We start from the raw sequence: 25,686 nt of genomic DNA on the forward strand, positions 1-25,686 counted from the left end.
GGCTGGTGGGCAAGCCGCGTCAGCAAAGCTAAGTCAGGCCTTCGGTGCCCGCAGCGCGACCCATGAGCGACGTGAAGAGCTTGTGCTCGCATTCCGGATCGCTGCATTTCTCGCAAGACCACGCGGCGCGCCGGGGTTGCGCAAAGGGCGGCGCTGGGCACATTTTTGCATCAAAAAGGCCTGTAGCGCTTGATATACATGCCTCTCCTGCAATGGATTTGATAGCGCGCAGGGCATGTGCGATGCGCTGCTCACCGGTGCCGTAAACCACCCGGAAGTCCGTGCCCGCGCGCGCAAGCGCTGCACGCAGGGCGGCATCGGCAGCCTCCTGTTCAGCCCGGGCGAAAGGGGGGCAGTGGATGTCCAGCCCCGTCAGCAACGTCAGCGTGCCCACGGCGTGCACGGAAGCCGCGACCGCCTCTGGCATCTCTACAGGCGCCGCGGCCGCGCCTGTTACGGAGGCGGCTTCGGGCATTGGCTCCGCTGCGCTGTCGTCGGCCTGCGCAGCCAAGGCAATGGTGACTGCAGGACCCAACCGAGCGCGCAAGGCAGCGGCAAGTTCGGCCACACCGGTACCGGGCGCGCCCGTGATGGTCACCACCGCCGGCGCAGTGCCGGGCAAGCTGGAAATTTCAGGAGGAGGGGAGTGCCGCGCCAGGGCCGGCGCGCCGTCAGCGTCTTGCACGTCAGCGCGGGGTGAAGTGCACGTACACCTCGTTCGGGCGGACCATGCCCAGCTCGCTGCGGGCCTTTTCCTCGACCATGTCGAGGCCTTCCTTGAGGTCCTGAACCTCGGAGGTCAGCCGCGCATTGACCTGGCGCGCCTGCTCGTTCGCAGCTTTTTGCACGTCGATCTGGCGCTGCATCTCGTTGACGCGGGGCACGCTGCCCCGCCCCAGCCACAACTGGGCGTGCAATGCCGCCAACAAGGCCAGCAAGATGACGGGTACGACGCGGGAGACCATGGCGGCGGGTCAGTCGTGCAATCGCCGTCGCATGACCAAGGGGGTTTCACCGCCGCCCCAGTCGTCCGCACTGGGCGCACTCCACGCCATCGCACCCATGGAGCCGGCTTGGCCGGGCCATCGGGTGCGTCCCCCTCCCGCAGGAGAGAGGGAAGACGCGACGCAGCTCAGGGGGAGCGTCATTTCAGGTTGTAGAACGCCGCGCGGCCAGGGTAGTGGGCGATCTCGCCCAGGTCTTCTTCGATGCGCAGCAGCTGGTTGTACTTCGCGATGCGGTCCGAGCGCGACAGCGAGCCGGTCTTGATCTGGCCAGCATTGGTGCCCACGGCGATATCGGCAATGGTGCTGTCTTCGGTTTCGCCCGAGCGGTGCGAGATCACGGCGGTGTAGCCGGCGCGCTTGGCCATTTCGATGGCGGCAAACGTTTCGGTGAGCGTGCCGATCTGGTTGATCTTGATGAGGATCGAGTTGGCGATGCCCTTGTCGATGCCTTCCTTGAGGATCTTGGTGTTGGTCACGAACAGATCGTCGCCCACCAGCTGCACCTTGTCGCCCAGGCGTTCCGTCAGGTGCTTCCAGCCGTCCCAGTCGCCTTCGTGCATGCCGTCTTCGATGCTGATGATCGGGTACTTGTCGACCCAGGTGGCCAGCATGTCTGTCCACTGCTCGGCGCTCAGCTTCAGGCCGCCTTCGCCTTCCAGCACGTACATGCCGTCCTTGTAGAACTCGCTGGCCGCGCAATCCAGGCCCAGGGCAATCTGCTCACCAGCGGTGTAGCCGGCAGCGTCGATGGCCTGCAGGATGAGCTGGATGGCCGCTTCGTGGTTTTCGACGCTGGGGGCAAAGCCGCCCTCGTCGCCTACGGCAGTGCTCATGCCCTTGTCGTGAATGATCTTCTTGAGGGCGTGGAACACCTCGGCGCCCCAGCGCACGGCTTCGCGGAAGGTGGGAGCACCCACCGGGATGATCATGAACTCCTGCAGGTCCAGGCTGTTGTTGGCGTGTGCGCCGCCGTTGATCACGTTCATCATGGGCACGGGCAACTGCACGCTGCCCATGCCGCCCAGGTAGCGGTACAGCGGCAGGCCAGACTCTTCGGCCGCAGCGCGGGCCACGGCCATCGACACGGCCAGCATGGCATTGGCGCCCAGGCGGCTCTTGTTGTCGGTGCCGTCCAGGTCGATCAGCGTCTTGTCCAGGAAGGCCTGCTCGGATGCATCGAGGCCCAGCACGGCTTCGGAGATGTCGGTGTTGATGTGCTCCACGGCCTTGAGCACGCCCTTGCCCAGGTAGCGGCTCTTGTCGCCATCGCGCATTTCGATGGCCTCGCGGCTGCCGGTAGATGCGCCCGATGGCACCGCAGCGCGGCCCATCACGCCCGATTCCAGCAGCACGTCGCATTCGACGGTGGGGTTGCCGCGGCTGTCCAGCACTTCGCGGCCTACGATGTCAACAATGGCACTCATGGTCTTCCTTCAGGTTTTTGAAATTCATCCAGACGGGCGGGCTTCTTTGCGCTAGATATCCCGCCAGGGCACGTCTGTCGTCATTTTATGCTACCGATTTGATAGTAAACCGGCAGACAGGTACGAACCGGGTACAACCCGACAAGCCGTCAGACGCCTTCGACGCACACCATGCGCATCACGGCCGCGCCTTCGCGGGCGGCCTTGGCTTTCTGGTACTCGGGGGTGTCGTAGAAGGCGCGGGCCGCTTCGAAGCTCGGAAACTTCAGGATCACGGTACGCCCTGGGTTCCAGTCGCCTTCCAGCACCTCGACCTTGCCGCCGCGCACGCACACTTCGGCGCCGTGGGCCTGCATGGCCAGCGTGCTCCACTTGCGGTACTCGTCGTACTGCGTGGGGTTGGTGACGGTGACCGATGCGATGACGTAACCACTGCTCATGTTTCAGGCTCCAAAATTGTTTTCGAGGAATCCGCTTTTCTTCGTGACGTCATCCAGCGCCACCAGGGTTTCCAGCAACGCTTTCATGTGCTTGAGGGGCACGGCGTTGGGACCGTCGGACCAGGCTTCGGCAGGCTTGGGGTGGGTCTCCATGAAGAGCCCCGCCACGCCTGCAGCCACGCCAGCACGGGCCAGCACCGGCACCATGTCGCGCGCACCGCCGCTTACCGCACCCAGGCCGCCGGGCTTTTGCACCGAGTGCGTCACGTCGAACACCACGGGCGCGCCCGAGTTGCGCATCTCGGCCAGGCTGGTCATGTCGGCCACCAGGTTGTTGTAGCCAAAGCTCACACCGCGCTCGCACGCCAGGAACCGGTCTTCAGACAGGCCTGCTTCACGCGCAGCGTCGCGGGCCTTGTCGATGACATTCTTCATGTCCCAAGGGGCCAAGAACTGGCCCTTCTTGATGTTCACCGGCTTGCCGCTTTGCGCCACCGCGCGGATGAAATCGGTCTGGCGGCACAGGAAGGCGGGGGTCTGCAGCACATCGACCACGCTGGCCACTTCGGCCACATGCGAGGTGTCGTGCACGTCGGTCAGGATCGGCAACTGCAGCTGGCGGCGTACCTCGTCCAGGATCTTGAGGCCCGCGTCAATGCCCACGCCGCGCTTGCTGGTGCCCGACGACCGGTTCGCCTTGTCGAACGACCCCTTGTAGATCAGAGGAATGCCCAGCGCGGTGCACGCTTCCTTGAGCTGGCCCGCCACATCGAGTGACATTTCCAGGCCTTCGATGGAGCAGGTGCCCGCGATCAGGAAAAAGCGCTGGTCGAGCCCGACCGGAAATCCGCACAGTTGCATCGTCACGTCCTCAGGCTTTGGCCGCTGCGGCCTGCTGGTGCTCCACCGCCGCCTTGATGAAGGCATTGAACAGCGGGTGGCCGTTCCAGGGCGTGGACTTGAACTCGGGGTGGAACTGCACGCCGATGTACCACGGGTGCACGCTTTGGGGCAGCTCGACGATCTCGGTGAGCTGCTCGCGCTGCGTCAGCGCCGAGATCACCAGGCCCGCCTTGCGCAGCTGGTCCAGGTAGTTCACGTTGGCTTCGTAGCGGTGGCGGTGGCGCTCGGTCACCACGTCGCCGTAGATGCTGTGGGCTAGCGTGTCCTTGGCCACATCGGAGGTTTGCGCGCCCAGGCGCATGGTGCCGCCCAGGTCGGAGTTCTCGTCACGCGTCTTGATGGTGCCGTCGGCATCCTTCCACTCGGTGATCAGCGCGATCACGGGGTGCTTGCAGGACGGGTCGAATTCGGTCGAATTGGCGCCGGGCAGGCCGGCCACATGGCGGGCGTACTCGATGGTGGCCACCTGCATCCCCAGGCAGATGCCCAGGTAGGGCACCTTGTGCACCCGTGCGTACTTGGCAGTGCAGATCTTGCCTTCCACGCCGCGCGAGCCAAAGCCGCCGGGCACCAGGATGGCGTCGTACTGCGCCAGCTTGTCGGCTTCCTGCCCTTCGATGGCTTCGGAGTCGAGGTGGTCGATGCGCACGCGCACATGGTTGCGCATGCCGGCGTGCCGCAGGGCTTCATTGACGGACTTGTAGCTGTCGGACAGCTCCACGTACTTGCCCACCATGGCGATGCGTACTTCGCCCTTGGGGTGTTCGGTTTCGTACACCAGATCGTCCCAGCGCTTGAGGCTGGTGGGCGGCGTGTTCAGACGCAGCTTGTCGCAGATCAGGCCATCCAGGCCCTGCTCGTGCAGCATGCGCGGCACCTTGTAGATCGTGTCCACATCCCACATGCTGATCACGCCCCATTCGGGCACGTTGGTGAACAGCGAGATCTTGGCGCGTTCTTCTTCCGGAATGCGGCGGTCGGCGCGGCACAGCAGGGCGTCGGCTTGGATACCGATCTCGCGCAGCTTCTGCACTGTGTGCTGGGTGGGCTTGGTCTTGAGCTCGCCGGCTGCGGCAATCCACGGCAGATACGTCAGGTGCACAAAGGCCGCGTTGTTGGGGCCCATGCGCAGGCTCATCTGGCGCACTGCCTCCAGGAACGGCAGCGACTCGATGTCGCCCACGGTGCCGCCGATTTCAACGATGGCCACATCCACGGCATCGGGCGTGCCGATGCCGGCGCCGCGCTTGATGAACTCCTGGATTTCGTTCGTGACGTGGGGAATGACCTGCACGGTCTTGCCCAGGTAGTCGCCGCGGCGTTCCTTCTCCAGCACGGACTGATAAATCTTGCCGGTGGTGAAGTTGTTGGTTTTCTTCATGCGCGTTTCGATGAAACGCTCATAGTGGCCGAGGTCTAGGTCGGTTTCGGCGCCGTCATCGGTCACGAACACCTCGCCGTGCTGAAACGGCGACATGGTGCCCGGATCCACGTTGATGTACGGGTCTAGCTTGATGAGGGTGACTTTGAGTCCGCGCGATTCGAGGATCGCGGCAAGGGAGGCTGAGGCGATTCCCTTGCCCAGGGAAGACACCACACCGCCGGTGACGAAGACAAATTTGGTCATGTCGAAAGGGGGACTCTCGGAACCTGTAGCGACGCGAGCATCTGCGGATTCGTGCGGTCTGCGGCGTTGCAAATCCTCGCAATGGCAGGGCCATTGCTGTGGTTTGCGCCTAGCAGCCCATCCCGTTCCGCAGCGCTTGCTGTCGCTACAGGTTTCGAGAGGCCCCCTGGTGGTGGGAAATTGGGATTATAGATGGCGGCCTCGGCGCGACCGCGAGCCATTGCAGCCCGTCTGCTAAATTCGCCGGATGAATGAGCTTGCTGGAAAACACATCGTCCTGGGCCTGAGCGGAGGCGTGGCCTGCTACAAGGCGGCCGACCTGTGCCGCCAGCTCATCAAGGAGGGCGCCACCGTGCAGGTGGTGATGACCGAGGCTGCCGAGCAGTTCATCACGCCGGTCACGATGCAGGCCCTGTCTGGTCGCGCCGTGTACGGCTCGCAGTGGGACGCCCGCGAGCCCAACAACATGCCCCACATCAACCTGAGCCGCGAGGCCGATGCCGTCGTCATCGCGCCCTGCAGCGCCGACTTTGTGGCGCGCCTGGCGCAGGGCCGGGCCGATGAACTGCTCAGCCTGCTGTGCCTGGCGCGGCCCGCGGCCAGCGTGCCGCTGCTGCTGGCGCCCGCCATGAACCGCGAGATGTGGTCCCACCCGGCCACGCAGCGCAACCTGCAGCAAGTCGCGCGCGATGGTGCGGTGGTGCTGGGCGTGGGAAATGGTGACCAGGCCTGTGGTGAAACCGGTGACGGCCGCATGCTGGAGCCGCATGAGCTGGTGGACGAGCTGGTGGCGTTCTTCGCGCCCAAGGTGCTGGCGGGCCACAAGGTGCTGGTGACGGCAGGCCCTACGTTTGAGGCGATCGACCCGGTGCGCGGCATTACCAACCTCTCCAGCGGCAAGATGGGTTTTGCGGTCGCACGCGCCGCGCGCGAGGCCGGTGCCGATGTGACGCTGGTCGCCGGGCCTGTGCACCTGGGCACCCCCCGCGGTGTACGTCGTGTGGATGTCAAATCTGCTCTCGAAATGGCCGCAGCGGTTCAATCACATGCCCCGTTAGCTACTGTATTCATAGCAACAGCGGCTGTGGCCGACTGGCGCCCCGCGGCGCCATCCGACCAGAAAATCAAGAAAGACGGCACTGGCGCCACGCCGAGTCTGGCTTTAGTCGAAAACCCCGACATCCTGGCGATGGTTGCCCGATCGGAGCGCGCCCTGGCAGGCCAGCTCTTTTGCGTGGGCTTTGCGGCTGAAAGCCACGACCTGCTGGCGCATGCCACGGCCAAGCGCACGCGCAAGGCAGTGCCGCTGCTGGTAGGCAACATCGGGCCGGCCACCTTCGGGCAGGACGACAACGCCTTGCTGCTGGTCGATGCAGATGGCCATCGCGAGCTGCCACGCGCATCCAAGCGTGTGCTGGCCCGGCAGCTGATCGAAGACATTGCGGCGCGTTGCCGATAGTGTGGTGTTGCGCGCTATCCGGCACTTAAAACCGCGTCTTTTCGGCCCGGGCTACGTTGCAAATCCGCGCGATACCTACAGGTATCGCTGTGGTTTGCGCCTTGCCCTGACCAAAAATCCATCGGTTTTGCATGTGCCGTCAAGCGTGCAACACCACACTAGAAACGGTTGCGCGCGGCCATCGCTGCGCTGTGCGAGGAGGTTTCGATGACACAAGGCCCCCACAGGCCCGACTGGGACACCCCGGCCGACGGCGATTTTGCGAGCTATGTCGAGCGGCTGACCGCTGCGCCGGACACCCGCGCAAAAACGGTCTCGCATCGTGCGGTTGCCGTGGAGGCGCGGACACCTGCATCGCCCGCCCCCACGGGTATTGCGCCTGCCGGGCTAAAGCGCGCCATGGGCAAGGGCTTTGCCGACGCAGTCGTTCAGGCGCCTCCCGAGCTGGCGCAGGTGCTGGCGCCGCTGGGCGCCCTCATCCGCCCTGCGCGCGCGGTGCTTTTGCTGCTGGCGTTAGCCAACGGTGTGGCCCTGGTTTTCGGCCAGGGTTCCCTGTGGTGGCTGATGGTGACCATGGCCATGTGGTGGGGTTTGGGGACAATCGCTGCCCGTCTGGCCCCCGCGTTGCAGCTCGCGGCAGCCGGAGCACCGAAGACGGGTGCGGCGCGCCCTTCAGACAAGCGTTGAACAGGAAGACCATGAAGATTGATGTGAAGATTCTGGACCCGCGCATGGCGGACCAGTTGCCCGCTTATGCCACGCCCGGCAGTGCCGGGCTGGACCTGCGTGCCTGCCTTGACGAGCCGTTGACCCTGCAGCCGAATGCCTGGCAACTGGTGCCTACTGGTATCGCGGTGTTCATCAAGGACCCAGGCCATGCCGCGCTGATCCTTCCGCGCTCGGGGCTCGGCCACAAGCACGGCATTGTGCTGGGCAATCTGGTGGGGCTGATCGACAGCGATTACCAGGGGCAGCTCATGGTGAGCGCCTGGAACCGCAGCCCGGTGGCTTTCACGCTCCAACCCATGGAGCGACTGGCGCAACTGGTGATCGTGCCCGTCGTGCAGGCCCAATTTAATGTGGTGGAGGAGTTCGTGGCCACGGAGCGGGGTGAGGGCGGGTACGGATCCACTGGCAAGGCCTGAGGCAAGACGCGGCGATGGATGGGGAGGTAGCGGTTGTGAACCGCCCCGGGTTTCGAGGAGGCTCAACACTCTGAGAGGATTGAGCCATGAAGAAGACGAACAAGTTCTCGCCTGAGGTGCGTGAGCGCGCAGTGAGGATGGTGCAGGAGCAGCGCGGGGAGTACCCTTCACTGTGGGCCGCCATCGAGTCCATCGCCGCCAAGATTGGCTGCGTGCCACAGACACTGAACGAATGGGTCAAACGCGCCGAAGTTGATGCAGGTACGCGAGAAGGTGTCACCACGGCCGAAGCCCAACGGGTCAAGGAGCTGGAACGCGAGGTCAAAGAATTGCGCCGGGCCAACGAGATATTGAAGCTGGCCAGCGCGTTTTTCGCCCAGGCGGAGCTCGACCGCCGGTTGAAGTGATGTACCGGTTCGTGGACGAACACCGCGAAGTCCACGGGGTCGAGCCGATGTGCAGGCTGCTGCAGATCGCCCCGTCGGCCTATCGCAGGCATGCAGCCCGGTTGCGCGACACCGGCCTGCTCAGCCACAGGGCCCGGCGCGATGCGGTGTTGATGCCGACCATCGAGCGGGTGTGGAACGCCAACTTGCAGGTCTACGGCGCCGACAAGGTGTGGATGCAGCTGAACCGCGAGGGCGAGGTCGTTGCTCGGTGCACGGTCGAGCGCCTGATGAAGCGAATGGGGCTGCAGGGTGTCAGACGCGGTAAGGTGATTCGCACGACCATCAGTGACCGTAAGGCACTGTGCCCGCTGGACAAGGTGAATCGGCAGTTCCATGCACAGCGGCCGAACCAGCTGTGGGTCTCGGACTTCACCTATGTCTCTACCTGGCAGGGCTGGCTCTATGTGGCATTCGTCGTTGACGTCTTCGCCAGGCGCATCGTGGGCTGGCGCGTGAGCACATCGATGACCACGGACTTCGTTCTCGATGCTCTGGAGCAAGCGCTGTACGAGCGGCAACCCGAGCGCGACAGCAGCCTCATTCACCACTCGGATCGCGGCTCGCAGTACGTTTCGATTCGGTACTCGGAACGCTTGGCAGAGGCAGGGGTCGAGCCGTCTGTGGGCAGCAAAGGCGACAGCTACGACAACGCCCTGGCCGAGACGATCAACGGCCTGTACAAGGCCGAGGTGATCCACCGACGGACTTGGAAGACCCGCGAGGCAGTCGAGCTCGCCACGCTGACGTGGGTCTCGTGGTTCAACAACCATCGTCTGATGGGGCCGCTGGGCTACATCCCGCCTGCTGAAGCTGAGGCAAACTACTACCGCCAACTCGTCGAGCAATCAGCTGCAGTGGCATGAGCACTTAAACCAAACAGCCTCCGCGAAACCCGGGGCGGTTCAGTTGTCCCACAGCGGCAGCGTACTTTGGCTTACAACTTCGCACTCCACCGGTCTACCTTTGATCCGCGCCGGGCGTTGTTCAATGAGGGCATATTGCGCAGCGGGCCGGTCATTTGCCAGCTCTGCGCGCCCTCAACGACTTAAGGAGAACCGCATGCAACTGCAAACCGCCCGCCTCAACCGTTCCACCCGCTCCCATAGCCTCACGCGTTCTCTGGCCGTGATCGGCACCGTGGCGCTGTCCATCACACTCGGTGCCTGCGGGTACAACCAGGCGCCCCCCGGCCCGCAGTATGGCTACGGCGGCGGTTACCAGACGCCAGCGCCCGCTCCGGCCTACCCCAACAATCCCGTGGGTACCGAATACGGCCGGGTATCCAACATTGAAATGCTCCAGGGCCGCGCGCAGGGTGGAACCAGCGGCGCAGGCGCCGTGATCGGCGCCGTGGTGGGTGGTGTGCTGGGCAACCAGGTGGGCAAGGGCTCTGGCCGCGCTGCGGCTACTGCCGTGGGTGTACTGGGTGGAGCTGTTGCCGGCAACGCGGTAGAAGGTCGCAACAATAACCAGAATGTGGAACAGGGGTACCGTGTGTCCATCCAGTTGGACCAAGGCGGCTACCGCGCCTACGACGTGAGCAATCCCGGTGACCTGCGCGTGGGCGATCGCGTACGGCTGTACAACGGGCAGATCTCTCGCCTGTAAGGCGCGTATTTGAACGATGCCCCGTTCTGGAAGGGGCTCAAAGGGCCTCCGCGTGGAGGCCCTTTTTCAATGCAGCAAGTTGTTGCCCGGTGCCTGCGGCTGCACCCGGAAAAAACCGGTGCCGGTGGTGCCCCGGCCAATTTCCTCTTCGGTGGCTTCACGCACGCCCTGCACCGTGAGATGCAGGCGCAGCGCGATGCCTGACAGCGGATGGTTGCCATCCAGCACCACATGCTCGGGATAGATTTCGGCCACGGTGTAGAGCGCTGTGCGGGGTGCATCGGGGTTGCAACCTTCTGGCAGCGCAGAGCCTTCGAAGGTCATGCCTTCCTCGATTTCGGCCGGGAACAGATCGCGAGGCTCCAGAAAAAGCAACTGGTCATCAAAGTCGCCGAACGCATCTTCGGGCTCCAGATGCAATGACAGGGACGCGCCTGCCGCGTAACCCTGCAGGGCCTCTTCGATCTTCGGCAGCAGGTCATTGCCCCCCACCAGAAACTCCACGGGCTCGTCCAGCACGTCCAGTTCTTCGCCCAGGGTGTCCTTGAGCGTCCAGGTCAGCGCGACCACACATTGTTCGGTAATTTCCATAGGAGAATTGTCGCAGTTTGACCAACACGGCCCTGCGGGCTCGATCTTCCATGGATATCCAGCAACCCCTGGCGCTGCTCGGCGGCCTTACTCCTGCGCAGTTCATGCGCCGCCACTGGCAAAAAAAGCCCTTGCTGGTACGCCAGGCGATGCCCCAGTTCAAGCCTCCTGTGGGGCGGCAGGATCTGTTTGCGCTGGCCGCGCAGGAAGGGGTTGAATCCCGCCTGGTGCAACTGGCCAAGGGCGCTTGGAAGCTGCGTCACGGGCCATTCCAGCGCCGGTCGCTGCCGGGTCTGCAGACGCCGGACTGGACCTTGCTGGTGCAGGGGGTGGATCTGCACAACGACGCGGTGCATGCGCTCATGCAGCAGTTCCGGTTTGTGCCTGAAGCGCGCCTGGATGACCTCATGATCAGCTACGCCAGCCATGGCGGCGGTGTGGGGCCGCACTTCGACAGTTATGACGTGTTTTTGCTGCAGGCCCATGGCAAGCGCCGCTGGCGCATCGGGCGGCAAAAGGACCTGACGCTGCGCGAAGGCATTCCGCTGAAAGTGCTGGCGCAATTCGAGCCTGAAGAGGAGTTTGTGCTGGAGCCCGGCGACATGCTGTACCTGCCGCCGCGCTATGCGCACGACGGGATTGCCGAGGGCGAGTGCATGACCTACTCCATCGGTTTCCGGTCGCCGGCACGGGCGGAGCTGGCGCAGGAACTGCTCGGGCGCCTTGCGGAAGATGCCGGGGAAGAAGGCCCTTCGCTCATGTACCGCGACGCCACCCAGGCCGCCGTGGCGCAGCCCGCCGCCATCCCGGCGCAGCTGCAGGACTTTGCACGCGAAGCGCTGGCGCGCGCGCTGGCCCAGCCGCTGGTGCTGGAGCGCGCGCTGGGTGAATACCTCACCGAGCCCAAGTCAAACGTCTGGTTCGAGCCTGGTGCTGCGGGCGTGATGCTGGAAGGCGTGCGCCTGGACCGGCGCAGCCGCATGATGTACGACACCCACCATGTGTTCATCAATGGCGAAAGCTATCGTGCAGGCGGCCGCGACGCCACGCTGATGCGCCAGCTGGCCGACCAGCGCCAGCTGTCGGCCCGCGAACTGGCGCGCGCCAGCGACGATGCACTGGAGCTGCTCTCGTCGTGGTGCGATGCAGGCTGGGCCCATTCCTGGAAAGCGTAGGCAACTGCCATGACGGATGCTTCCAGTATGGCTGGCGCGGCATCGCCGCAACCTTCAGGCGAGCTGCCTGCAGGGCGGTTCACCGGGCGGGAGTTCTTCCAGCAGATGGTGCGCGACGCCTTTGCCACGGCCGCGCGCGAGGGCTGGGAGGAAATCTTCATCAGCGACGCCAACTTTCACGACTGGCCGCTAGGTGAGCGTGCCGTGACCGAGTCGCTTCAGGCGTGGGCCCGCGGTGGCCGCCGTTTCACCATGCTGGCCTGCAGCTATGACGAAGTGATTCGCCGTCACGCTCGCTTTGTGCGCTGGCGCGGAACGTGGGACCACATCATCACCTGCCGACGGAGCCCCAGTGCCGATCCGCTTGACTTGCCAAGCGCGCTGTGGTCCCCCGGATGGGTCATGCACCGCCTTGATCCGGAGCGCTGCGTGGGTGTGTCGGGCGTCGAGGCAGACCGTCGTGTGCTGCTCCGCGAAACCCTTCAGGAGTGGGCACGCAGCAAAAGCGCACCGGGTTTCCCCTCCACCACCCTGGGCCTTTGACCGCGGCGGCATAGTGCTGCGCGTGCCGCTTCCCCTGCGCTCGGCGACCGGCCCAAGGTGCCGCGTCCGGCTTGCAACTGGCGCACACACCGTGGCGAGTGGTTCGAGCGTTGCTCCCAGGCCAATTCCGGCCCGGGACGTAATGGTTTCGTCAGTGTTAGTCAGTATTGACTAAATGCCAATATAATCAGTGGCTGCGCCAGAAAGGTGCAAGTCAAGTGACAGGTGCCAACGGCGCCAGTACTTTGCTTCAGGACTTGCGCCGTGGCTTCTCAGGTTTGTCTCTCTTGTTTGTCTCACTTATTAGGAAATCAAAATGAAGAACTCGCTCGTACTGGCTACCCTGATCGCCGCTGCTGCACTCGCCGCCTGTGGCAAGAAGGAAGAAGCTGCACCTGCACCTGCACCAGCTCCCGTGGCTGCACCTGCTCCTGCACCTGCTGAGCCAGCTGCTCCTGCCGCTTCCGACGCTGCTGCTCCTGCAGCTGCTCCAGCTGCTTCCGACGCAGCTCCTGCTGCTGACGCTGCCAAGGCTGCTGCTGACGCCGCTGCTGCTGCTGCAACGGGCGCATCTGCTGCCAAGTAAGCGAATTTTTCGCGCCGCCTGAGCCAGCGCATGCTGGCCCGGTCAGCCGACAAGCCCCGACCTCACGGTACGGGGCTTTTTTTATGGCCAGAGCGTTTGGCCGGGACGGATCAGCCCACGTCGATCCAGCGGGTCCCCTCCGTGGGACTTGCGACAGTGACGGCGTCATCGGACCAGCCCAATGCGTCCGCCAAGCAAGCCTGTGCGAGTGCTGGAAGGTTGTTCTGGGCACTGAGGTGGGCCGCCACCACGCGCGACAGTCCTGGGTGGCGCACCGCCCGCAGTATCTCTGCCGTGGCGGCATTGGCCAGATGGCCGTAGGGGCCGCCCACACGGCGCTTGAGGAAGGTGGGGTAGCGTGAGGCTTCCAGCAGCGCCGGGTCATGGTTGGCCTCGATCAGCAGTGCATGGCACGCTGCCAGCTGCGTCAGCACATGGGCGCTGGCATGCCCAAGGTCAGTCAGCACACCCAGATGCGCTGCGCCATCCGAACACCGCAGTTGCAGCGGTTCGCGTGCGTCATGGGGCACGGTGAAGGGCAGGGCGCTGAATTCGCCCATGTCGATCGCTTCCATGTCGTGTGCAATGCGCAGCATTCCGTCGAAATCGGGAGCGCCTAGCGCAGCGTGGGTGCCCTCGCTCATCCACACCGGAATGCGGTGGCGCACGGCCATGGTCTGGGCACAGCCAATGTGGTCCGAATGCTCGTGTGTGATGAATATGGCGTGGATGTCGGCGTACCCGAGCTGGGCTGCCTCCAGCCGCCACTGAAGCTGGCGGATGCCGAAACCGCAATCGATCAGGAGCCTTCGCGCCTGACTGCCGCTGCCGCCTTCGACGACCGTGGCATTACCCGTGCTGCCGCTGCCCAGGTTCTTGAAGCGCAGCATGGTCGGGGGGATGTGCGGTGAATGGGCCGCCGAGCGGTGGCCGCAGGTGTGGGGATGGGGCTGGGCCACGCCTTTGCAGACGATACGCAGCGTCGGGCGCCCAAGGAGGGCACAGCGCACTCAATGGCGGCCTGGCCCTCGCGGGAGCGCGCGCGGGGCGTGCAACCGCGTAGCGCCTGCCCCCCGGGTCACTTCATGTCGTCTGCAATCACCCGCACGATGCGTTCTGCATTGGCCGACGATTCCGGCGCGCCTGCTTCGTTGAGCACAGACACTGTCGTTGCTTCGCCCTGGCTGCGGACAACAATGCGGTACTTCAGCGGAGGGGTGGCAGGCGAAGAGCCGCTGAACAGCTTGCCGAAGAAGCCGGCTTCCTTCTTGTTGGTGTCGGGTGCCACGTAGCGCACGAAGTACGTACCTTCATTGCGGTTGCGGTCCTCAACCGTGAAACCCGTACGGTCCAGCGCCAGGCCCACGCGGCGCCATGCGCGGTCGAAGCCTTCGGCCAGCTGCACCACGGGGACGCCGTTCACAGTGCTCATGCGCGCACCTTGCGCAGCGGCTGCTGCGGGGGCAGCCGCCACGACGGCTTTGGCCTGCTCCTGGCTGACACCCAGCTTGACCATGAGTCGGCGCAGGAATTCGGTTTCGAGTTCGGGGTCTGCCGCGCGAGGTTGCCACACGGTGGTGTCCTTGGTGATCGTGCTGTACACCTCCTGCATGCCACGGTGGGTGATGTAGATCTCCGTGCCGCCACTGGCATTGCGCTCCAGGCGGGTGCGGAACTTGTCGCGTTCACCCGTGGAGTAGATCGAGTCGATGAGCTTGCCCAGGGTGGACCGGATGATGTCCTGCGGCAACTTGGCGCGGTTTTCAGCCCAGTCGGTTTCCATGATGCCCACGTTGGCTTCCGCCTGCGCCAGGGTGAAGCCGTTGTCCAGCCAGAACTCGCGCACCGGCTCCCAGAGCTTGTCTGCCGGGCGGTTCACGACCAGCCAGCGCTGCGTGCCATTGCGTTCGATGCGCACATCGCCCAGCGCCACGGCCGCCGCGTTGGCCGTGCCCGTGGGCTGCGCAGCGGCCTGGCCGGCCTGCATGGCAGCGGCCGACACCGTGCCGCCCGGAATCGCATAGCGCGTCTCGCGCGACAGCTGGGTCAGGTCGGGCGGGACTTCCAGGGTGGAGCCCTTGGCGGCGCTCTTGTAGTCGATCTTGTCGCCTTCCAGGGCGGCACAGCCCGTCAGGGCGACGGCAAGGGCCAGCAGGCCCAGACGGTTGGATGCAGCTTTCACGCGGAAATCCTTGGAGAGTGTCTCAGTCGGAAAGATCGGGCTGGGCCCGGATCAGAGAAGGCCGCTTGTGCGCAGGGCGGCCTCGACAGCCGCCTCGTTGCTGCCGGAAAGCGGCGTCATGGGCAGTCGCATCGTGCCACCGCACAGGCCCATGCGGGACAGCGCCCATTTCACGGGGATGGGGTTGGCTTCGATGAAAAGGTTCTTGTGCACGGGCATGAGCTTGAGCTGGATGTCCATGGCGCGGCGCACATCGCCGGCCAGGGCTGCCACGCACAGCTCGTGCATCAGGCGCGGTGCCACGTTGGCCGTCACGCTGATGTTGCCATGGCCGCCGCATAGCATCAGTGCCACCGCGGTCGGGTCGTCACCGGAATACACGCCAAAACCCTGGGGCACATCGCGGATGAGCCATTGCGCGCGCTCGATGTTGCCGGTGGCTTCCTTGATGCCGATCACGCCGGGCACCTGCGCCAGGCGCAGCACGGTGTCGTGCTGCATATCGGCCACCGAGCGGCCGGGCACGTTGTACAAAATGACGGGCAGCTCGCCCGTGGCTTCGGCGATCGCTTTGAAGTGCTGGTACTGGCCTTCTTGCGTGGGCTTGTTGTAGTAGGGCACCACCTGCAGCTGGCTGTCGGCACCGACCTTCTTGGCAAACCGCGCCAGCTCGATGGCTTCGGCTGTGGAATTGGCACCGCAGCCGGCCATGATGGGCACGCGCCTGGCGGCCTGCTCTACCGCCACGCGGATGATCTCGCAGTGCTCTTCGACATTGACCGTGGGCGACTCGCCCGTGGTGCCCACCACGCCGATGCAATCGGTGCCTTCGGCAATGTGCCAGTCGATCAGTTTGCGCAGCGCCGGGTAGTCCACGCTACCGTCCTCGTGCATGGGGGTGACGAGGGCGACGATGCTGCCCGTGAGGGCGACGGAGGAAGAGGTCATGTCCGCGGTGAAAAACGGTAAAGGGGCATTCTAACTAGCCATTCAGCGGCAGCGGATACCGCGCAGGCGCCGCTGGCTGAGGGAGTTCCCGCACAGCGGCAATACGCTGCACGAAACGGGCGGGGTGGTCCAGAAACCCGTCTTCATAGCCCACCACACGCAACCCCGCGCAGACGCGCAAAAGCTCCCCGGGCTGCAGCAGAAAGTCGGCCCGTGCCGGCCGGCCCACGGTTTCGTTGCCGCTGGCAAAGGTTTCGTAAATCAGCACGCCGCCAGGCGCGACGCTTTGAACAAGCGTGGGCCACAGCGGTCGCCAAAGGTAGTTGGTGACCACGACCCCGTCGAATTGCCGGCCCGCCAGCGGCCAGGGGCCGTTCTCGATGTCGGCACAGACCAGCTCGCCGAGCCCGGCGCAGGCGGCCAGCGCAGGTTCAGACCGGTCCACGCCCACGACCTGGTGGCCCCTCTGATGGAGCCAGCGCAGATGGCGCCCCGCGCCGCAAGCCACGTCCAGCACCGCGCCATCGGCAGGAATCAGCGGCGTCCAGCGGCGTACCCAGTCGGACGGGGCTTCGGTACCGTGCATGTTTTTGTCAAAAATGATAGCTGTCAGGTATTTTGGATAAAGGGCTTGCGGCCAAAAAGGCTTGGAAAATGGCTGCAATGCTCAGAAACACGCCCACATCTGGTCGGCCAGCATCACCATGAAGTCGGGCGCGGTGTACATGCCAAACACCAGCAGGCACACCAGCGTGGCCAACACCCACGCAGCCCAGCGCAACGCCCGCGGCACGGGTGCGGCTGGGGCGGTTGAGGTGGCAGCAGGGTCGGTGGCGGTGTTGATCATGCAGGTGCCCATGGAAAGCGTGCTTAAGGCGAGTGGTGGTGTCAGACTGGCTGCGGCGCACCGCGCTGGATAGGGCTTTCCTTGACCGGGAGGTTGACCAGCCCGGCAAACACGCCCAGCGCGATTGCGATGTACCACACCACATCGTAGCTGCCCGTGGCGTCATACAGATAGCCGCCCAGCCACACGCCCAGGAAGCTGCCGATCTGGTGGCTGAAGAACACGAACCCGCCCAGCATCGAAAGGTGCTGCACGCCGAAGATCTGCGCGATGGTGGCGTTGGTGGGCGGCACGGTGGAGAGCCACAGGGTGCCCATCACGGCCGAAAAGATGTACACCGACAACGGCGAGAGCGGCACGATCAGGAAGATGCTGATGGCCACGGCCCGCGCGAAGTAGATGAACGCCAGGATATGCCGCTTGGGCATGCGCTGGCCCAGCGACCCGGCCACGTAAGTGCCCACCACGTTGAACAGCCCGATCAGGGCCAGCGCGTAGCTGGCCACCTGGGGCGACAGACCGTTGTCCTTGAGGTAGCTGGGCATGTGCACGCCGATGAACACCACCTGGAACCCGCACACAAAGTACCCCGCCATCAGCAGGTTGAAGCTGGGATAGCGGAAGGCCTCGCCCAGCGCCTGCGTGATGGTCTGCTCGCGTTTAGGGGGCGCCGTGCCCTTGAAACCGGGTTCGCGCAGGCCAAAGGCCAGCGGCACGATCAGCAGCACCATCAGCGACAGCGCAAGCAGGGCCTGCTGCCAGCCCAGGCCGGCAATCAGCCAGCCTTCGACCGGCACCATCAGGAACTGGCCAAAGGAACCCGCGGCCGCGGCCACGCCCATGGCCCACGACCGGCGCTCGGGGGCAATCTGCCGCCCCAGCACGCCGTAGATGACGGCATAGGTGGTGCCCGCCTGCGCCGCGCCGATCAGCACGCCGGCCGTCAGGGCAAACAGCAACGGCGTGGGCGACAGCGCCATGCCCGCGAGCCCCAGGCCGTACAGGACCGCTCCGCCCATCAACACGCGGAAGGCGCCAAACCGGTCGGCCACCATGCCGGCAAAGATGCCGATCAGGCCCCAGGACAGGTTCTGGATGGCAATGGCAAGGGCGAAGGACTGCCGGGTCCAGCCCATTTCCTGCGTGATGGGCTGGAGCCACAGCCCGAAACCATGGCGGATGCCCATGGACAGCGTGACGATGGCTGCGCCGCATGCCAGCACCTGGAACATGGACAGTTTGGGAGGATTCGTATGCATACGCACGAATGTAGCGAATATGGCTGCGGTTTGCCTGACGGCATCCCCACAGCGGCCAGGCGCCCTGCAGGCTGTTGTTTTATCCAGCCTTTGGAGCGCTGCAGCACTACAATCCGCCGCTATGTCTGCCAAACCGTCTTCTGTTTCTGCCAGCGAATATTCCGAAGGTTCGATCCGCGTGCTCAAGGGCCTGGAGCCCGTCAAGCAGCGCCCGGGCATGTACACCCGCACCGACAACCCCCTGCACATCATCCAGGAAGTGCTGGACAACGCCGCCGACGAGGCCCTGGCCGGCCACGGCAAGAAGATCAAGGTCACGCTGCATGCCGATGGCTCGGTGGGCATCGAGGACGATGGACGGGGCATCCCGTTCGGCATGCACCCCGAAGAGAAGGCGCCGGTGATCGAGCTGGTGTTCACCCGCCTGCACGCGGGCGGCAAGTTCGACAAGGGCAAGGGGGGGGCGTACAGCTTCTCGGGCGGCCTGCACGGCGTGGGCGTGAGCGTGACCAACGCACTGGCCACGCGGCTCGAAGCCACCAGCCACCGCGAAGGGCAGTCGGCGCGCCTGGTGTTCTCCGCCGGTGATGTGATCGAGCCGCTCGTGGCGCGCCCGCTGGAGGCCGGCGAGCGCAAGCAGGGCACCACGGTGCGTGTGTGGCCCGACGCGAAATACTTCGAATCGAGTGCGCTGCCCATGGGCGAACTCACCCACCTGCTGCGCAGCAAGGCGGTGCTGATGCCCGGCGTTTCGGTCTCGCTCATCAACGAGAAGACGCGCGACACCCAGACCTGGCAGTACAAGGGCGGCCTGCGCGACTACCTGATGCAGACGCTGAACGGTGAGCCCGTCATCCCGCTGTTTGAAGGCGAGGGCTTTGCCGACCGCAACAACGAGAGCTTTGCCGAAGGCGAGGGCGCCTCGTGGTGCGTGGCCTTCACCGAAGACGGCCAGCCCGTGCGCGAGAGCTACGTCAACCTGATCCCCACCAGCGCCGGCGGCACCCACGAAAGCGGCCTGCGTGACGGCCTGTTCAATGCCGTCAAGAGCTTCATCGAACTGCACAGCCTGCTGCCCAAGGGCGTCAAGCTGCTGCCCGAAGACGTGTTTGCCCGCGCCAGCTACGTGCTCTCCGCCAAGGTGCTGGATCCACAGTTCCAGGGCCAGATCAAGGAGCGGCTGAACTCGCGTGACGCGGTGCGCCTGGTCAGCGGCTTTGTGCGCCCGGCGCTCGAACTGTGGCTGAACCAGCATGTGGACTACGGCAAGAAGCTGGCCGAGCTGGCCATCAAGGCCGCGCAAACGCGCCAGAAGGCCGGCCAGAAGGTCGAGAAGCGCAAGGGCTCGGGCGTGGCCGTGCTGCCTGGCAAGCTCACCGACTGCGAAAGCCGCGACCTGGCCCACAACGAAGTCTTCCTGGTCGAGGGCGACTCGGCAGGCGGCAGCGCCAAGATGGGCCGCGACAAGGAAAGCCAGGCCATCCTGCCGCTGCGCGGCAAGGTGCTCAACACCTGGGAGGTCGAGCGCGACCGGCTGTTTGCCAACAACGAAATTCACGACATTTCGGTGGCCATCGGCGTGGATCCGCACGGCCCCAACGACACGCCGGATCTGAGCGGCCTGCGTTACGGCAAGGTCTGCATCCTGAGTGACGCTGACGTGGACGGCTCGCACATCCAGGTGCTGCTGCTCACGCTGTTCTTTCGCCACTTCCCCAAGCTCATCGAGACGGGCCACATCTACGTGGCTCGCCCGCCGCTGTTCCGGGTGGACGTGCCCGCCCGCGGCAAGAAGCCGGCCGCCAAGATGTATGCGCTGGACGAGGGCGAACTCACCGCCATCCTCGACAAATGCGCCAAGGACGGCGTGCCCAAGGAGAAGTGCCAGATCAGCCGCTTCAAGGGCCTGGGCGAAATGAACGCGGAACAATTGTGGGAAACCACGCTCAACCCTGACACCCGCCGCCTGCTGCCGGTACAGCTGGGCGACATGGACTTTGCTGCCACCGAAGGCCTCATCACCAAGCTGATGGGCAAGGGCGAGGCGGCAGCTCGCCGCGAGCTGATGGAGCTGCACGGCGACGACGTCGAGGTGGACATCTGAACCACCGCTTGGGCCTCACCGGCCTGTTTGCCTGATGAATTTGATTGAAAACCGCCTCTGTCGCACGATTTGTCTGGGCTTGTTGCTATGCTTTTCGCAGCAATTGGCCTGGGCAGACCTGTGGGCGCGTGTGGATGAGCGCGGCGTGACGCATTTCGCGGCCGAGCAGGTGGACAGCCGCTACCAGCTGTTCTTCAAGGGCACCGAGTTCGACTCGACGCGCGACCTCGCGGCCAGCCCCAGCTCCAGGGCGTTGTCGGTGCCCTCAGCGGGGGCGCAGTTGCTGGCGTTTTTCGATGTGGCGCCGGGCTACAAGCGCGTCAAACACCACCTGCGGGCCGCCTCCAGCCAGCATGGGGTGGACTACGAACTGCTGCAGGCCGTGATTGCGACCGAATCGGGTTTCGATGCCAGCGCAGTGTCTCCCAAGGGCGCCGTGGGGCTGATGCAGGTGATGCCCGCAACGGCCAGCCGCTTTGGCGTGAGCCCCGACGCCCGCCGCACGGTCGAGCAAAAGCTGGCCGACCCCGCAGTGAACGTGCCGGCGGGCACGCGCTATCTGCGCTACCTGCTGGACCTGTTTCCCGGCCGCACCGACCTGGCCCTGGCCGCCTACAACGCGGGCGAGGGCGCTGTGCAGCGGGCGGGCAACCAGATCCCGGCCTTCAAGGAAACGCAGAACTATGTGCGCACCGTGATGGGCCTGTATGCCCAGCTCAAGCCGCCGGCTGCCGTACAGGCGCAGCGCGCCGCCACCGGCCGCGTACGCATGGAACTGCAGGGCGGCGCCGCCAACCGTGGCAACCTGCCGGGAGCCGTGCCGGCGCTACAGGGCTCCGTGCCTTTCCGTGAACGTGATTCAAGAACCGTAACAAACGAATGAGCGACCAACCCACTCTCGACTTCACGACCGCCGGCGATGACGGAGGCGACTCCCTGGGCCTGGCGGGCTACGCCCAGCGTGCGTACCTAGAATACGCGCTGTCGGTCGTCAAGGGCCGCGCGCTGCCCGATGTGTGCGATGGCTTGAAGCCCGTGCAGCGGCGCATTCTGTATTCGATGGACCGCATGGGCCTGGGGTACAGCGGCCCCACGCGCAACACGGCGGCCAAGCCCGTGAAAAGCGCCCGCGTGGTGGGTGATGTGCTCGGCCGTTTTCACCCGCACGGCGACCAGTCTGCCTACGACGCGCTGGTGCGCATGGCGCAGGATTTTGCGCAGCGCTACCCGCTGATCGATGGCCAGGGCAACTTCGGCAGCCGCGATGGCGATGGTGCCGCCGCCATGCGCTACACCGAGGCCCGCCTGTCGCGCATCACCAGCCTGCTGCTCGACGAAATCGACGAAGGCACGGTCGATTTCATGCCCAACTACGACGGCAGCACACAGGAGCCGCGCCAGCTGCCCGCGCGCCTGCCGTTCGCGCTGCTCAACGGCGCCAGCGGTATTGCCGTGGGCCTGGCCACCGAGATCCCCAGCCACAACCTGCGCGAGATTGCCGACGCCTGCATCGCGCTGATCAAGACGCCGTCCCTCAGCCCCGAAGACCTGCTGGCCATCGTGCCCGGGCCCGACTACCCCGGCGGCGGCCAGATCATCAGCAGCCCTGGCGACATTGCCGATGCGTACCGCACGGGCCGCGGCAGCCTCAAGGTGCGCGCACGCTGGAAAATCGAGGACATGGCCCGCGGCCAGTGGCAGCTGGTGGTTACCGAGCTGCCGCCCGGCGTCAGCACCCAGCGCGTGCTGGAAGAGATCGAGGAGATCACCAACCCCAAGGTCAAGGCCGGCAAGAAGGCGCTGAGCCAGGACCAGACGCAACTGAAGGCCAGCATGCTGGCCGTGCTGGACGTGGTGCGCGACGAATCGAGCAAGGATGCACCGGTACGCCTGGTGTTCGAACCCAAGACGGGCAAGACCCCGCAGCAGGAGCTGATCACCGCGCTGCTGGCGCACACCAGCCTGGAAACGTCGGCGCCCATCAACCTCACCATGGTGGGGCTCGACGGCAAGCCGGTGCAGAAGTCGCTGCGGCAGATGCTGGAAGAGTGGATTGCCTTCCGCCAGACCACCATCACCCGGCGCAGCCAGCACCGGCTCGACAAGGTGCTGGACCGCATCCACATCCTCGAAGGGCGGCAGACCGTGCTGCTCAACATTGACGAGGTGATCGCCATCATCCGCGCGGCCGAGGAGCCCAAGGCCGCCCTGATCGCGCGCTTCAACCTGAGCGACCGGCAGGCCGAAGATATTCTTGAAATCCGCCTGCGCCAACTCGCGCGGCTCGAAGCCATCAAGATCGAGCAGGAGCTGAAAGAGCTGCGCGAAAGCCAGGGCAAGCTCGAAGATATTTTGAATAACCCCGGCTCGCTGCGCCGCACCATGGTCAAGGAGATTGAGGCCGACGCCAAGACCTTCGCCGACCCGCGCCGTACGCTCATCCAGGCCGAGAAAAAGGCCGTGGCAGAAGTGAAGGTGGTGGACGAGCCCGTCACGGTGGTTGTCTCGCAAAAAGGCTGGGTGCGCGCACGCAACGGCCATGGCCACGAGGCCGCCAGCTTTGCCTTCAAGGCGGGCGATGGCCTGTACAGCACGTTCGAGTGCCGCACCATCGATACGCTGCTGGTGTTTGGCAGCAACGGCCGCGTGTATTCGGTGCCCGTTGCAGCGCTGCCAGGCGGGCGGGGCGACGGACAGCCCGTGACCACGTTGATCGAGCTGGAGTCGGGCACACAACTGCTGCACTATTTTGCGGGCCCCGCGCAGGCCCAGCTGTTGCTGGCCAGCTCGGCGGGCTATGGCTTTGTGGCAGCGGTCGAAAGCATGGTCTCGCGCCAGAAGGGTGGCAAGGCCTTTGTGACGCTGGGCGAGGGCGAGACGCTGTGTGCGCCATCGCACGCCGCCGGCACCACCGGCAGCCAGCCGCTGGCACCGGCCACGCATGTGGCCTGTGCCTCCACCGGCGGTCGTATCCTGACGTTCGAGATCAGCGAGCTCAAGACGCTGGCCAACGGCGGGCGCGGCCTGATGCTGATCGACCTGGAGCCCAAGGACACGCTGGCGGGTGCTGCGGCCTACACGCGCAGCATCCGCATCGAGGGCATCGGCCGTGGCGGCAAGGAGCGCGATGAGACGCTTGAGATCCGCTCGCTGAACAACGCCCGCGCACTGCGCGGCCGCAAGGGCAAGGCGGCGGACCTGGGCTTCAAACCCGCGGCGGTGTCACGGGTAGAGTGATACCGCGGCCTCCGCCGCTGGAGCGGAGGGCGGTGCAGGGCGGCAGTGCGACCATGGACCCGCGCGCTGCGGCCATCCATCGCGCGCTACCTGTCGTTGCGGACTGCTGCAGGCCCGCTTTGGGCTCGCAGCGGCTCTAGGAAAGCCATTTGTGCCTGCGCGGCACCGTGGAAGCCGCATGCGTCCTTTGGGATAACCCCTCGTGTTGCGAGACCGTCGCCGTGCGATAGTGGGCTTTTCGTAACACTTTGTTTGCAACACTTTCCTAGGAGGCAACCGTGCCCAAACACCTTCGAATGGCCCAGAAACTCTGGCTGGCCGTGGTGCTCATCGTGGTGATGCAGGTAGCCGTGGTGGGCTTTGCCGCGTACCGTTCTGCGGCAGTCCAGGCCCAGGCCGATGCGGCCAACCGCGACATGGATGCGCGGGTGCAGGCCGCCCTGCGCTGGACGGGCCTGACCGAAACCAACGCAGCCCGCACGCTGGCACTCATCGTCAGCAGCGACCCAGCGGTCGAGGCCGAATTCAAGGACCTGATCGCCTCGACCTCGGCCCAGATCACGGAAGTGCAGAAGTCGCTGGAGTCCATGGCCCTGTCCGACGCAGACAAGGCCCAGATGGCCAAGATTGCCGAGGCGCGCAAGCTCATGGTGGACCTGCGCGGCCAGGCGCGCAAGCTCAAGGCGGACAATCAGCAGGACCAGGCCGTGGCGCTGGTCAAGCAGTCATACAACCCTGCAGTGGCGGCCTACATTGCCACGCTGCGCGACTTTGTGAAGCAGCAGCAGGATACGGCCCAGGCGATCCAGAAAGAAATTGCCGCATCGCGCATGTGGACGGTAAAGGTCGGAGCAGCCGCCGTATTGCTGATGCTGCTGGCCATTGTGGGCGGCGCCTATTTCCTGATTGGCAGCATCCAGCGGCCCCTGGAGCAGGCAAGCGGGCTGGCCGCGAGGATTGCCGAGGGTGACCTGAGTGCCCGGGATACCGTCACGCGCGGGGATGAGTTTGGTGACCTGCTGCGCGCCCTGTACCAGATGAGCGACGCGCTGGGCCGCATGGTCCACCAGGTGCGCCAGAGCACTGACAGCATCGCCATCGCCAGTGCGGAGATCGCCACCGGCAACCACGACCTGTCGGTCCGCACCGAGCAGACGTCGAGCAACCTGCAGCAGACGGCTGCTGCCATGGAGCAGTTCACCAGCACCATCCAGCAAAGCGCCAGCAGCGCCCAGCAGGCCAGCAGCCTGGCGGCCGGTGCTACAGGCGTCGCCCGCCGCGGGGGCGAAGTGGTGACCCAGGTGGTGTCCACCATGGAGGACATCAACCACAGCAGCAAGAAGATCTCGGACATCATCGGCGTGATCGACGGCATCGCTTTCCAGACCAACATCCTGGCCCTGAACGCCGCGGTGGAAGCCGCCCGTGCGGGCGAGCAGGGCCGGGGGTTTGCGGTGGTGGCCAGCGAAGTGCGCAGCCTGGCCGGGCGCAGTGCCGATGCTGCCAAGGAGATCAAGCAGCTGATCAACGCGTCGGTGGAAAAGGTGGAAACCGGTTCGCGCCTGGTGACCGATGCGGGCACGACCATGAATGACATCGTGCAGTCGGTGCAGCGTGTGACCGACATGATCGGCGAGATCACGGCCGCATCGTCCGAGCAGAGCGCGGGCGTGGGGCAGGTCAACCAGTCCATTGGCAACCTGGACCAGATGACGCAGCAAAATGCCGCGCTGGTCGAAGAAAGCGCCGCGGCAGCACAGAGCCTGCGCGAACAGGCCGAGCAGCTGGCCCAGGTGGTTTCCCGCTTCAAGGTCGATGCATCGGGCTACGGCGTTGCACGTGCTGCGCCGGCGCCAGCCTCGTCGGTGGCGCCCCCGCCGTCCCGGCCTGCCGCAAGCCTGGCAAAGCCATCGCCAAAGACGTTGCCAGGGCTGCGGGCCAAGGCGGCTCCAGCCGCCGGCAAGACAGCGGCAGCCGCGCCGGCCCCTGCGGCGATCACGGCACCACCCGCATCGGCCGGTGGCAGCGCCCAGCGCGCCGCACCGGCAGCCGGGGCAGATGCCGACTGGGAGTCATTCTGACGCGCCCGAAGCCTCTGACCCATCTTGCGCCGCAGTGCGCTGGGGGCATGGAGGCAACGCTTGCTGGCGCT

General features: G+C 65.2%; 25 protein-coding genes and 1 other annotated feature. Of the genes, 12 read left to right on the forward strand and 13 right to left on the reverse strand.

Annotation, left to right across the window (positions count from 1 at the left end; all coding sequences use genetic code 11):
- Positions 1-28 precede the first annotated feature (28 nt).
- The 6 genes from ACTPOI_RS08480 to ACTPOI_RS08505 form a co-directional block, all read right to left on the reverse strand.
- Positions 29-685 (reverse strand): hypothetical protein, encoded by a 657-nt coding sequence (locus ACTPOI_RS08480; protein ID WP_440108148.1) that lies wholly within the window; start codon positions 683-685, stop codon positions 29-31.
- Position 686: 1 nt separating this feature from the next.
- Entirely contained in the window at positions 687-965 is a 279-nt protein-coding gene (locus ACTPOI_RS08485; protein WP_440108149.1) for a septum formation initiator family protein, read from the reverse strand.
- A 179-nt stretch (positions 966-1,144) separates the two neighbouring features.
- Positions 1,145-2,431, reverse strand: coding sequence for a phosphopyruvate hydratase (eno, locus tag ACTPOI_RS08490; protein ID WP_291516915.1), 1,287 nt, complete (start codon positions 2,429-2,431; stop codon positions 1,145-1,147).
- A 149-nt stretch (positions 2,432-2,580) separates the two neighbouring features.
- Positions 2,581-2,871 (reverse strand): DUF1330 domain-containing protein, encoded by a 291-nt coding sequence (locus ACTPOI_RS08495; RefSeq protein ID WP_056061699.1) that lies wholly within the window; start codon positions 2,869-2,871, stop codon positions 2,581-2,583.
- A gap of 3 nt (positions 2,872-2,874) precedes the next feature.
- Positions 2,875-3,732: a 3-deoxy-8-phosphooctulonate synthase gene (gene kdsA / locus ACTPOI_RS08500; RefSeq protein ID WP_440108150.1), complete on the reverse strand. Its 858-nt coding sequence runs from the start codon at positions 3,730-3,732 to the stop codon at positions 2,875-2,877.
- Positions 3,733-3,742: 10 nt separating this feature from the next.
- Entirely contained in the window at positions 3,743-5,401 is a 1,659-nt protein-coding gene (locus ACTPOI_RS08505; protein WP_440108151.1) for a CTP synthase, read from the reverse strand.
- A 247-nt stretch (positions 5,402-5,648) separates the two neighbouring features.
- Between ACTPOI_RS08505 and coaBC the strand changes: the two genes are divergently transcribed.
- From coaBC to ACTPOI_RS08530, 5 genes are all read left to right on the forward strand, one after another.
- Positions 5,649-6,860, forward strand: a complete 1,212-nt coding sequence (coaBC, locus tag ACTPOI_RS08510) for a bifunctional phosphopantothenoylcysteine decarboxylase/phosphopantothenate--cysteine ligase CoaBC (RefSeq protein ID WP_440108152.1) — start codon at positions 5,649-5,651, stop codon at positions 6,858-6,860.
- A 207-nt stretch (positions 6,861-7,067) separates the two neighbouring features.
- Entirely contained in the window at positions 7,068-7,547 is a 480-nt protein-coding gene (locus ACTPOI_RS08515; RefSeq protein WP_440108153.1) for a hypothetical protein, read from the forward strand.
- Positions 7,548-7,558: 11 nt separating this feature from the next.
- Positions 7,559-8,005 carry a dUTP diphosphatase gene (gene dut, locus ACTPOI_RS08520; protein WP_440108154.1) on the forward strand — a complete coding sequence of 149 codons (447 nt, stop codon included), beginning with the start codon at positions 7,559-7,561 and terminating at the stop codon, positions 8,003-8,005.
- A gap of 86 nt (positions 8,006-8,091) precedes the next feature.
- A protein-coding gene (locus ACTPOI_RS08525; protein ID WP_440108155.1) for an IS3 family transposase occupies positions 8,092-9,317 on the forward strand; the annotation gives its coding sequence in 2 pieces (ribosomal slippage) (positions 8,092-8,380 and positions 8,380-9,317; 1,227 coding nt in all).
- Positions 8,370-8,486, forward strand: a sequence feature (AL1L pseudoknot). (Overlaps the previous gene by 117 nt.)
- Before the next feature lie 196 nt (positions 9,318-9,513).
- A complete protein-coding gene (locus ACTPOI_RS08530; protein WP_440108156.1) occupies positions 9,514-10,062 on the forward strand; it encodes a glycine zipper 2TM domain-containing protein in 549 nt (182 codons plus the stop codon).
- A gap of 66 nt (positions 10,063-10,128) precedes the next feature.
- On the opposite strand, the gene ACTPOI_RS08535 is transcribed toward ACTPOI_RS08530, so the two are convergent.
- Positions 10,129-10,653, reverse strand: a complete 525-nt coding sequence (locus tag ACTPOI_RS08535) for an FKBP-type peptidyl-prolyl cis-trans isomerase (RefSeq protein ID WP_440108157.1) — start codon at positions 10,651-10,653, stop codon at positions 10,129-10,131.
- A gap of 50 nt (positions 10,654-10,703) precedes the next feature.
- Here ACTPOI_RS08535 and ACTPOI_RS08540 point away from each other — a divergent pair, with 50 nt between their 5' ends.
- From ACTPOI_RS08540 to ACTPOI_RS08550, 3 genes are all read left to right on the forward strand, one after another.
- Positions 10,704-11,828 carry a JmjC domain-containing protein gene (locus ACTPOI_RS08540; RefSeq protein ID WP_440108158.1) on the forward strand — a complete coding sequence of 375 codons (1,125 nt, stop codon included), beginning with the start codon at positions 10,704-10,706 and terminating at the stop codon, positions 11,826-11,828.
- 9 nt (positions 11,829-11,837) lie between these two features.
- A complete protein-coding gene (locus ACTPOI_RS08545; RefSeq protein ID WP_440108159.1) occupies positions 11,838-12,371 on the forward strand; it encodes a hypothetical protein in 534 nt (177 codons plus the stop codon).
- A gap of 316 nt (positions 12,372-12,687) precedes the next feature.
- Positions 12,688-12,957, forward strand: a complete 270-nt coding sequence (locus ACTPOI_RS08550; protein WP_440108160.1) for a hypothetical protein — start codon at positions 12,688-12,690, stop codon at positions 12,955-12,957.
- Positions 12,958-13,067: 110 nt separating this feature from the next.
- Here the strand turns inward: ACTPOI_RS08550 and ACTPOI_RS08555 are convergent, their stop codons facing one another.
- The 6 genes from ACTPOI_RS08555 to ACTPOI_RS08580 form a co-directional block, all read right to left on the reverse strand.
- Positions 13,068-13,847: an MBL fold metallo-hydrolase gene (locus ACTPOI_RS08555; RefSeq protein ID WP_440108161.1), complete on the reverse strand. Its 780-nt coding sequence runs from the start codon at positions 13,845-13,847 to the stop codon at positions 13,068-13,070.
- Between the two features lie 188 nt (positions 13,848-14,035).
- On the reverse strand, positions 14,036-15,139 hold the full coding sequence (bamC, locus tag ACTPOI_RS08560; RefSeq protein WP_440108162.1) for an outer membrane protein assembly factor BamC: 1,104 nt from the start codon (positions 15,137-15,139) through the stop codon (positions 14,036-14,038).
- 51 nt (positions 15,140-15,190) lie between these two features.
- Positions 15,191-16,087 (reverse strand): 4-hydroxy-tetrahydrodipicolinate synthase, encoded by an 897-nt coding sequence (gene dapA / locus ACTPOI_RS08565; RefSeq protein ID WP_440108163.1) that lies wholly within the window; start codon positions 16,085-16,087, stop codon positions 15,191-15,193.
- Positions 16,088-16,121: 34 nt separating this feature from the next.
- Complete coding sequence (locus ACTPOI_RS08570) at positions 16,122-16,673, reverse strand: class I SAM-dependent methyltransferase (protein WP_440108164.1); 552 nt, start codon at positions 16,671-16,673, stop codon at positions 16,122-16,124.
- Positions 16,674-16,754: 81 nt separating this feature from the next.
- A complete protein-coding gene (locus ACTPOI_RS08575) occupies positions 16,755-16,934 on the reverse strand; it encodes a hypothetical protein (protein ID WP_440108165.1) in 180 nt (59 codons plus the stop codon).
- Between the two features lie 41 nt (positions 16,935-16,975).
- The gene (locus ACTPOI_RS08580; RefSeq protein ID WP_440108166.1) at positions 16,976-18,193 is read right to left on the reverse strand and encodes an MFS transporter; all 1,218 of its coding nucleotides are present in this window, start codon (positions 18,191-18,193) and stop codon (positions 16,976-16,978) included.
- A 121-nt stretch (positions 18,194-18,314) separates the two neighbouring features.
- Here ACTPOI_RS08580 and ACTPOI_RS08585 point away from each other — a divergent pair, with 121 nt between their 5' ends.
- From ACTPOI_RS08585 to ACTPOI_RS08600, 4 genes are all read left to right on the forward strand, one after another.
- On the forward strand, positions 18,315-20,297 hold the full coding sequence (locus ACTPOI_RS08585; protein WP_440108167.1) for a DNA topoisomerase IV subunit B: 1,983 nt from the start codon (positions 18,315-18,317) through the stop codon (positions 20,295-20,297).
- A 34-nt stretch (positions 20,298-20,331) separates the two neighbouring features.
- Complete coding sequence (locus ACTPOI_RS08590; RefSeq protein ID WP_440108168.1) at positions 20,332-21,180, forward strand: lytic transglycosylase domain-containing protein; 849 nt, start codon at positions 20,332-20,334, stop codon at positions 21,178-21,180.
- Positions 21,177-23,534 carry a DNA topoisomerase IV subunit A gene (parC, locus tag ACTPOI_RS08595; RefSeq protein WP_440108169.1) on the forward strand — a complete coding sequence of 786 codons (2,358 nt, stop codon included), beginning with the start codon at positions 21,177-21,179 and terminating at the stop codon, positions 23,532-23,534. Before ACTPOI_RS08590 ends, parC begins: the two co-directional genes overlap by 4 nt.
- 296 nt (positions 23,535-23,830) lie before the next feature.
- Positions 23,831-25,615: a methyl-accepting chemotaxis protein gene (locus ACTPOI_RS08600; RefSeq protein WP_440108295.1), complete on the forward strand. Its 1,785-nt coding sequence runs from the start codon at positions 23,831-23,833 to the stop codon at positions 25,613-25,615.
- Positions 25,616-25,686: the final 71 nt, after the last annotated feature.

It is taken from the genome of Acidovorax sp. BL-A-41-H1 (genome assembly GCF_051942715.1).

Coding starts and splice junctions, on each gene's coding strand:
- ACTPOI_RS08485 (WP_440108149.1), bottom strand. CDS start 965: ATGGTCTCCCGCGTCGTACCCGTCATCTTGCTGGCCTTGTTGGCGGCA.
- eno (WP_291516915.1), bottom strand. CDS start 2,431: ATGAGTGCCATTGTTGACATCGTAGGCCGCGAAGTGCTGGACAGCCGC.
- ACTPOI_RS08495 (WP_056061699.1), bottom strand. CDS start 2,871: ATGAGCAGTGGTTACGTCATCGCATCGGTCACCGTCACCAACCCCACG.
- kdsA (WP_440108150.1), bottom strand. CDS start 3,732: ATGCAACTGTGCGGATTTCCGGTCGGGCTCGACCAGCGCTTTTTCCTG.
- ACTPOI_RS08505 (WP_440108151.1), bottom strand. CDS start 5,401: ATGACCAAATTTGTCTTCGTCACCGGCGGTGTGGTGTCTTCCCTGGGC.
- coaBC (WP_440108152.1), top strand. CDS start 5,649: ATGAATGAGCTTGCTGGAAAACACATCGTCCTGGGCCTGAGCGGAGGC.
- ACTPOI_RS08515 (WP_440108153.1), top strand. CDS start 7,068: ATGACACAAGGCCCCCACAGGCCCGACTGGGACACCCCGGCCGACGGC.
- dut (WP_440108154.1), top strand. CDS start 7,559: ATGAAGATTGATGTGAAGATTCTGGACCCGCGCATGGCGGACCAGTTG.
- ACTPOI_RS08530 (WP_440108156.1), top strand. CDS start 9,514: ATGCAACTGCAAACCGCCCGCCTCAACCGTTCCACCCGCTCCCATAGC.
- ACTPOI_RS08535 (WP_440108157.1), bottom strand. CDS start 10,653: ATGGAAATTACCGAACAATGTGTGGTCGCGCTGACCTGGACGCTCAAG.
- ACTPOI_RS08540 (WP_440108158.1), top strand. CDS start 10,704: ATGGATATCCAGCAACCCCTGGCGCTGCTCGGCGGCCTTACTCCTGCG.
- ACTPOI_RS08545 (WP_440108159.1), top strand. CDS start 11,838: ATGACGGATGCTTCCAGTATGGCTGGCGCGGCATCGCCGCAACCTTCA.
- ACTPOI_RS08550 (WP_440108160.1), top strand. CDS start 12,688: ATGAAGAACTCGCTCGTACTGGCTACCCTGATCGCCGCTGCTGCACTC.
- ACTPOI_RS08555 (WP_440108161.1), bottom strand. CDS start 13,847: ATGCTGCGCTTCAAGAACCTGGGCAGCGGCAGCACGGGTAATGCCACG.
- dapA (WP_440108163.1), bottom strand. CDS start 16,087: ATGACCTCTTCCTCCGTCGCCCTCACGGGCAGCATCGTCGCCCTCGTC.
- ACTPOI_RS08570 (WP_440108164.1), bottom strand. CDS start 16,673: ATGCACGGTACCGAAGCCCCGTCCGACTGGGTACGCCGCTGGACGCCG.
- ACTPOI_RS08575 (WP_440108165.1), bottom strand. CDS start 16,934: ATGATCAACACCGCCACCGACCCTGCTGCCACCTCAACCGCCCCAGCC.
- ACTPOI_RS08580 (WP_440108166.1), bottom strand. CDS start 18,193: ATGCATACGAATCCTCCCAAACTGTCCATGTTCCAGGTGCTGGCATGC.
- ACTPOI_RS08585 (WP_440108167.1), top strand. CDS start 18,315: ATGTCTGCCAAACCGTCTTCTGTTTCTGCCAGCGAATATTCCGAAGGT.
- ACTPOI_RS08590 (WP_440108168.1), top strand. CDS start 20,332: ATGAATTTGATTGAAAACCGCCTCTGTCGCACGATTTGTCTGGGCTTG.
- parC (WP_440108169.1), top strand. CDS start 21,177: ATGAGCGACCAACCCACTCTCGACTTCACGACCGCCGGCGATGACGGA.
- ACTPOI_RS08600 (WP_440108295.1), top strand. CDS start 23,831: ATGGCCCAGAAACTCTGGCTGGCCGTGGTGCTCATCGTGGTGATGCAG.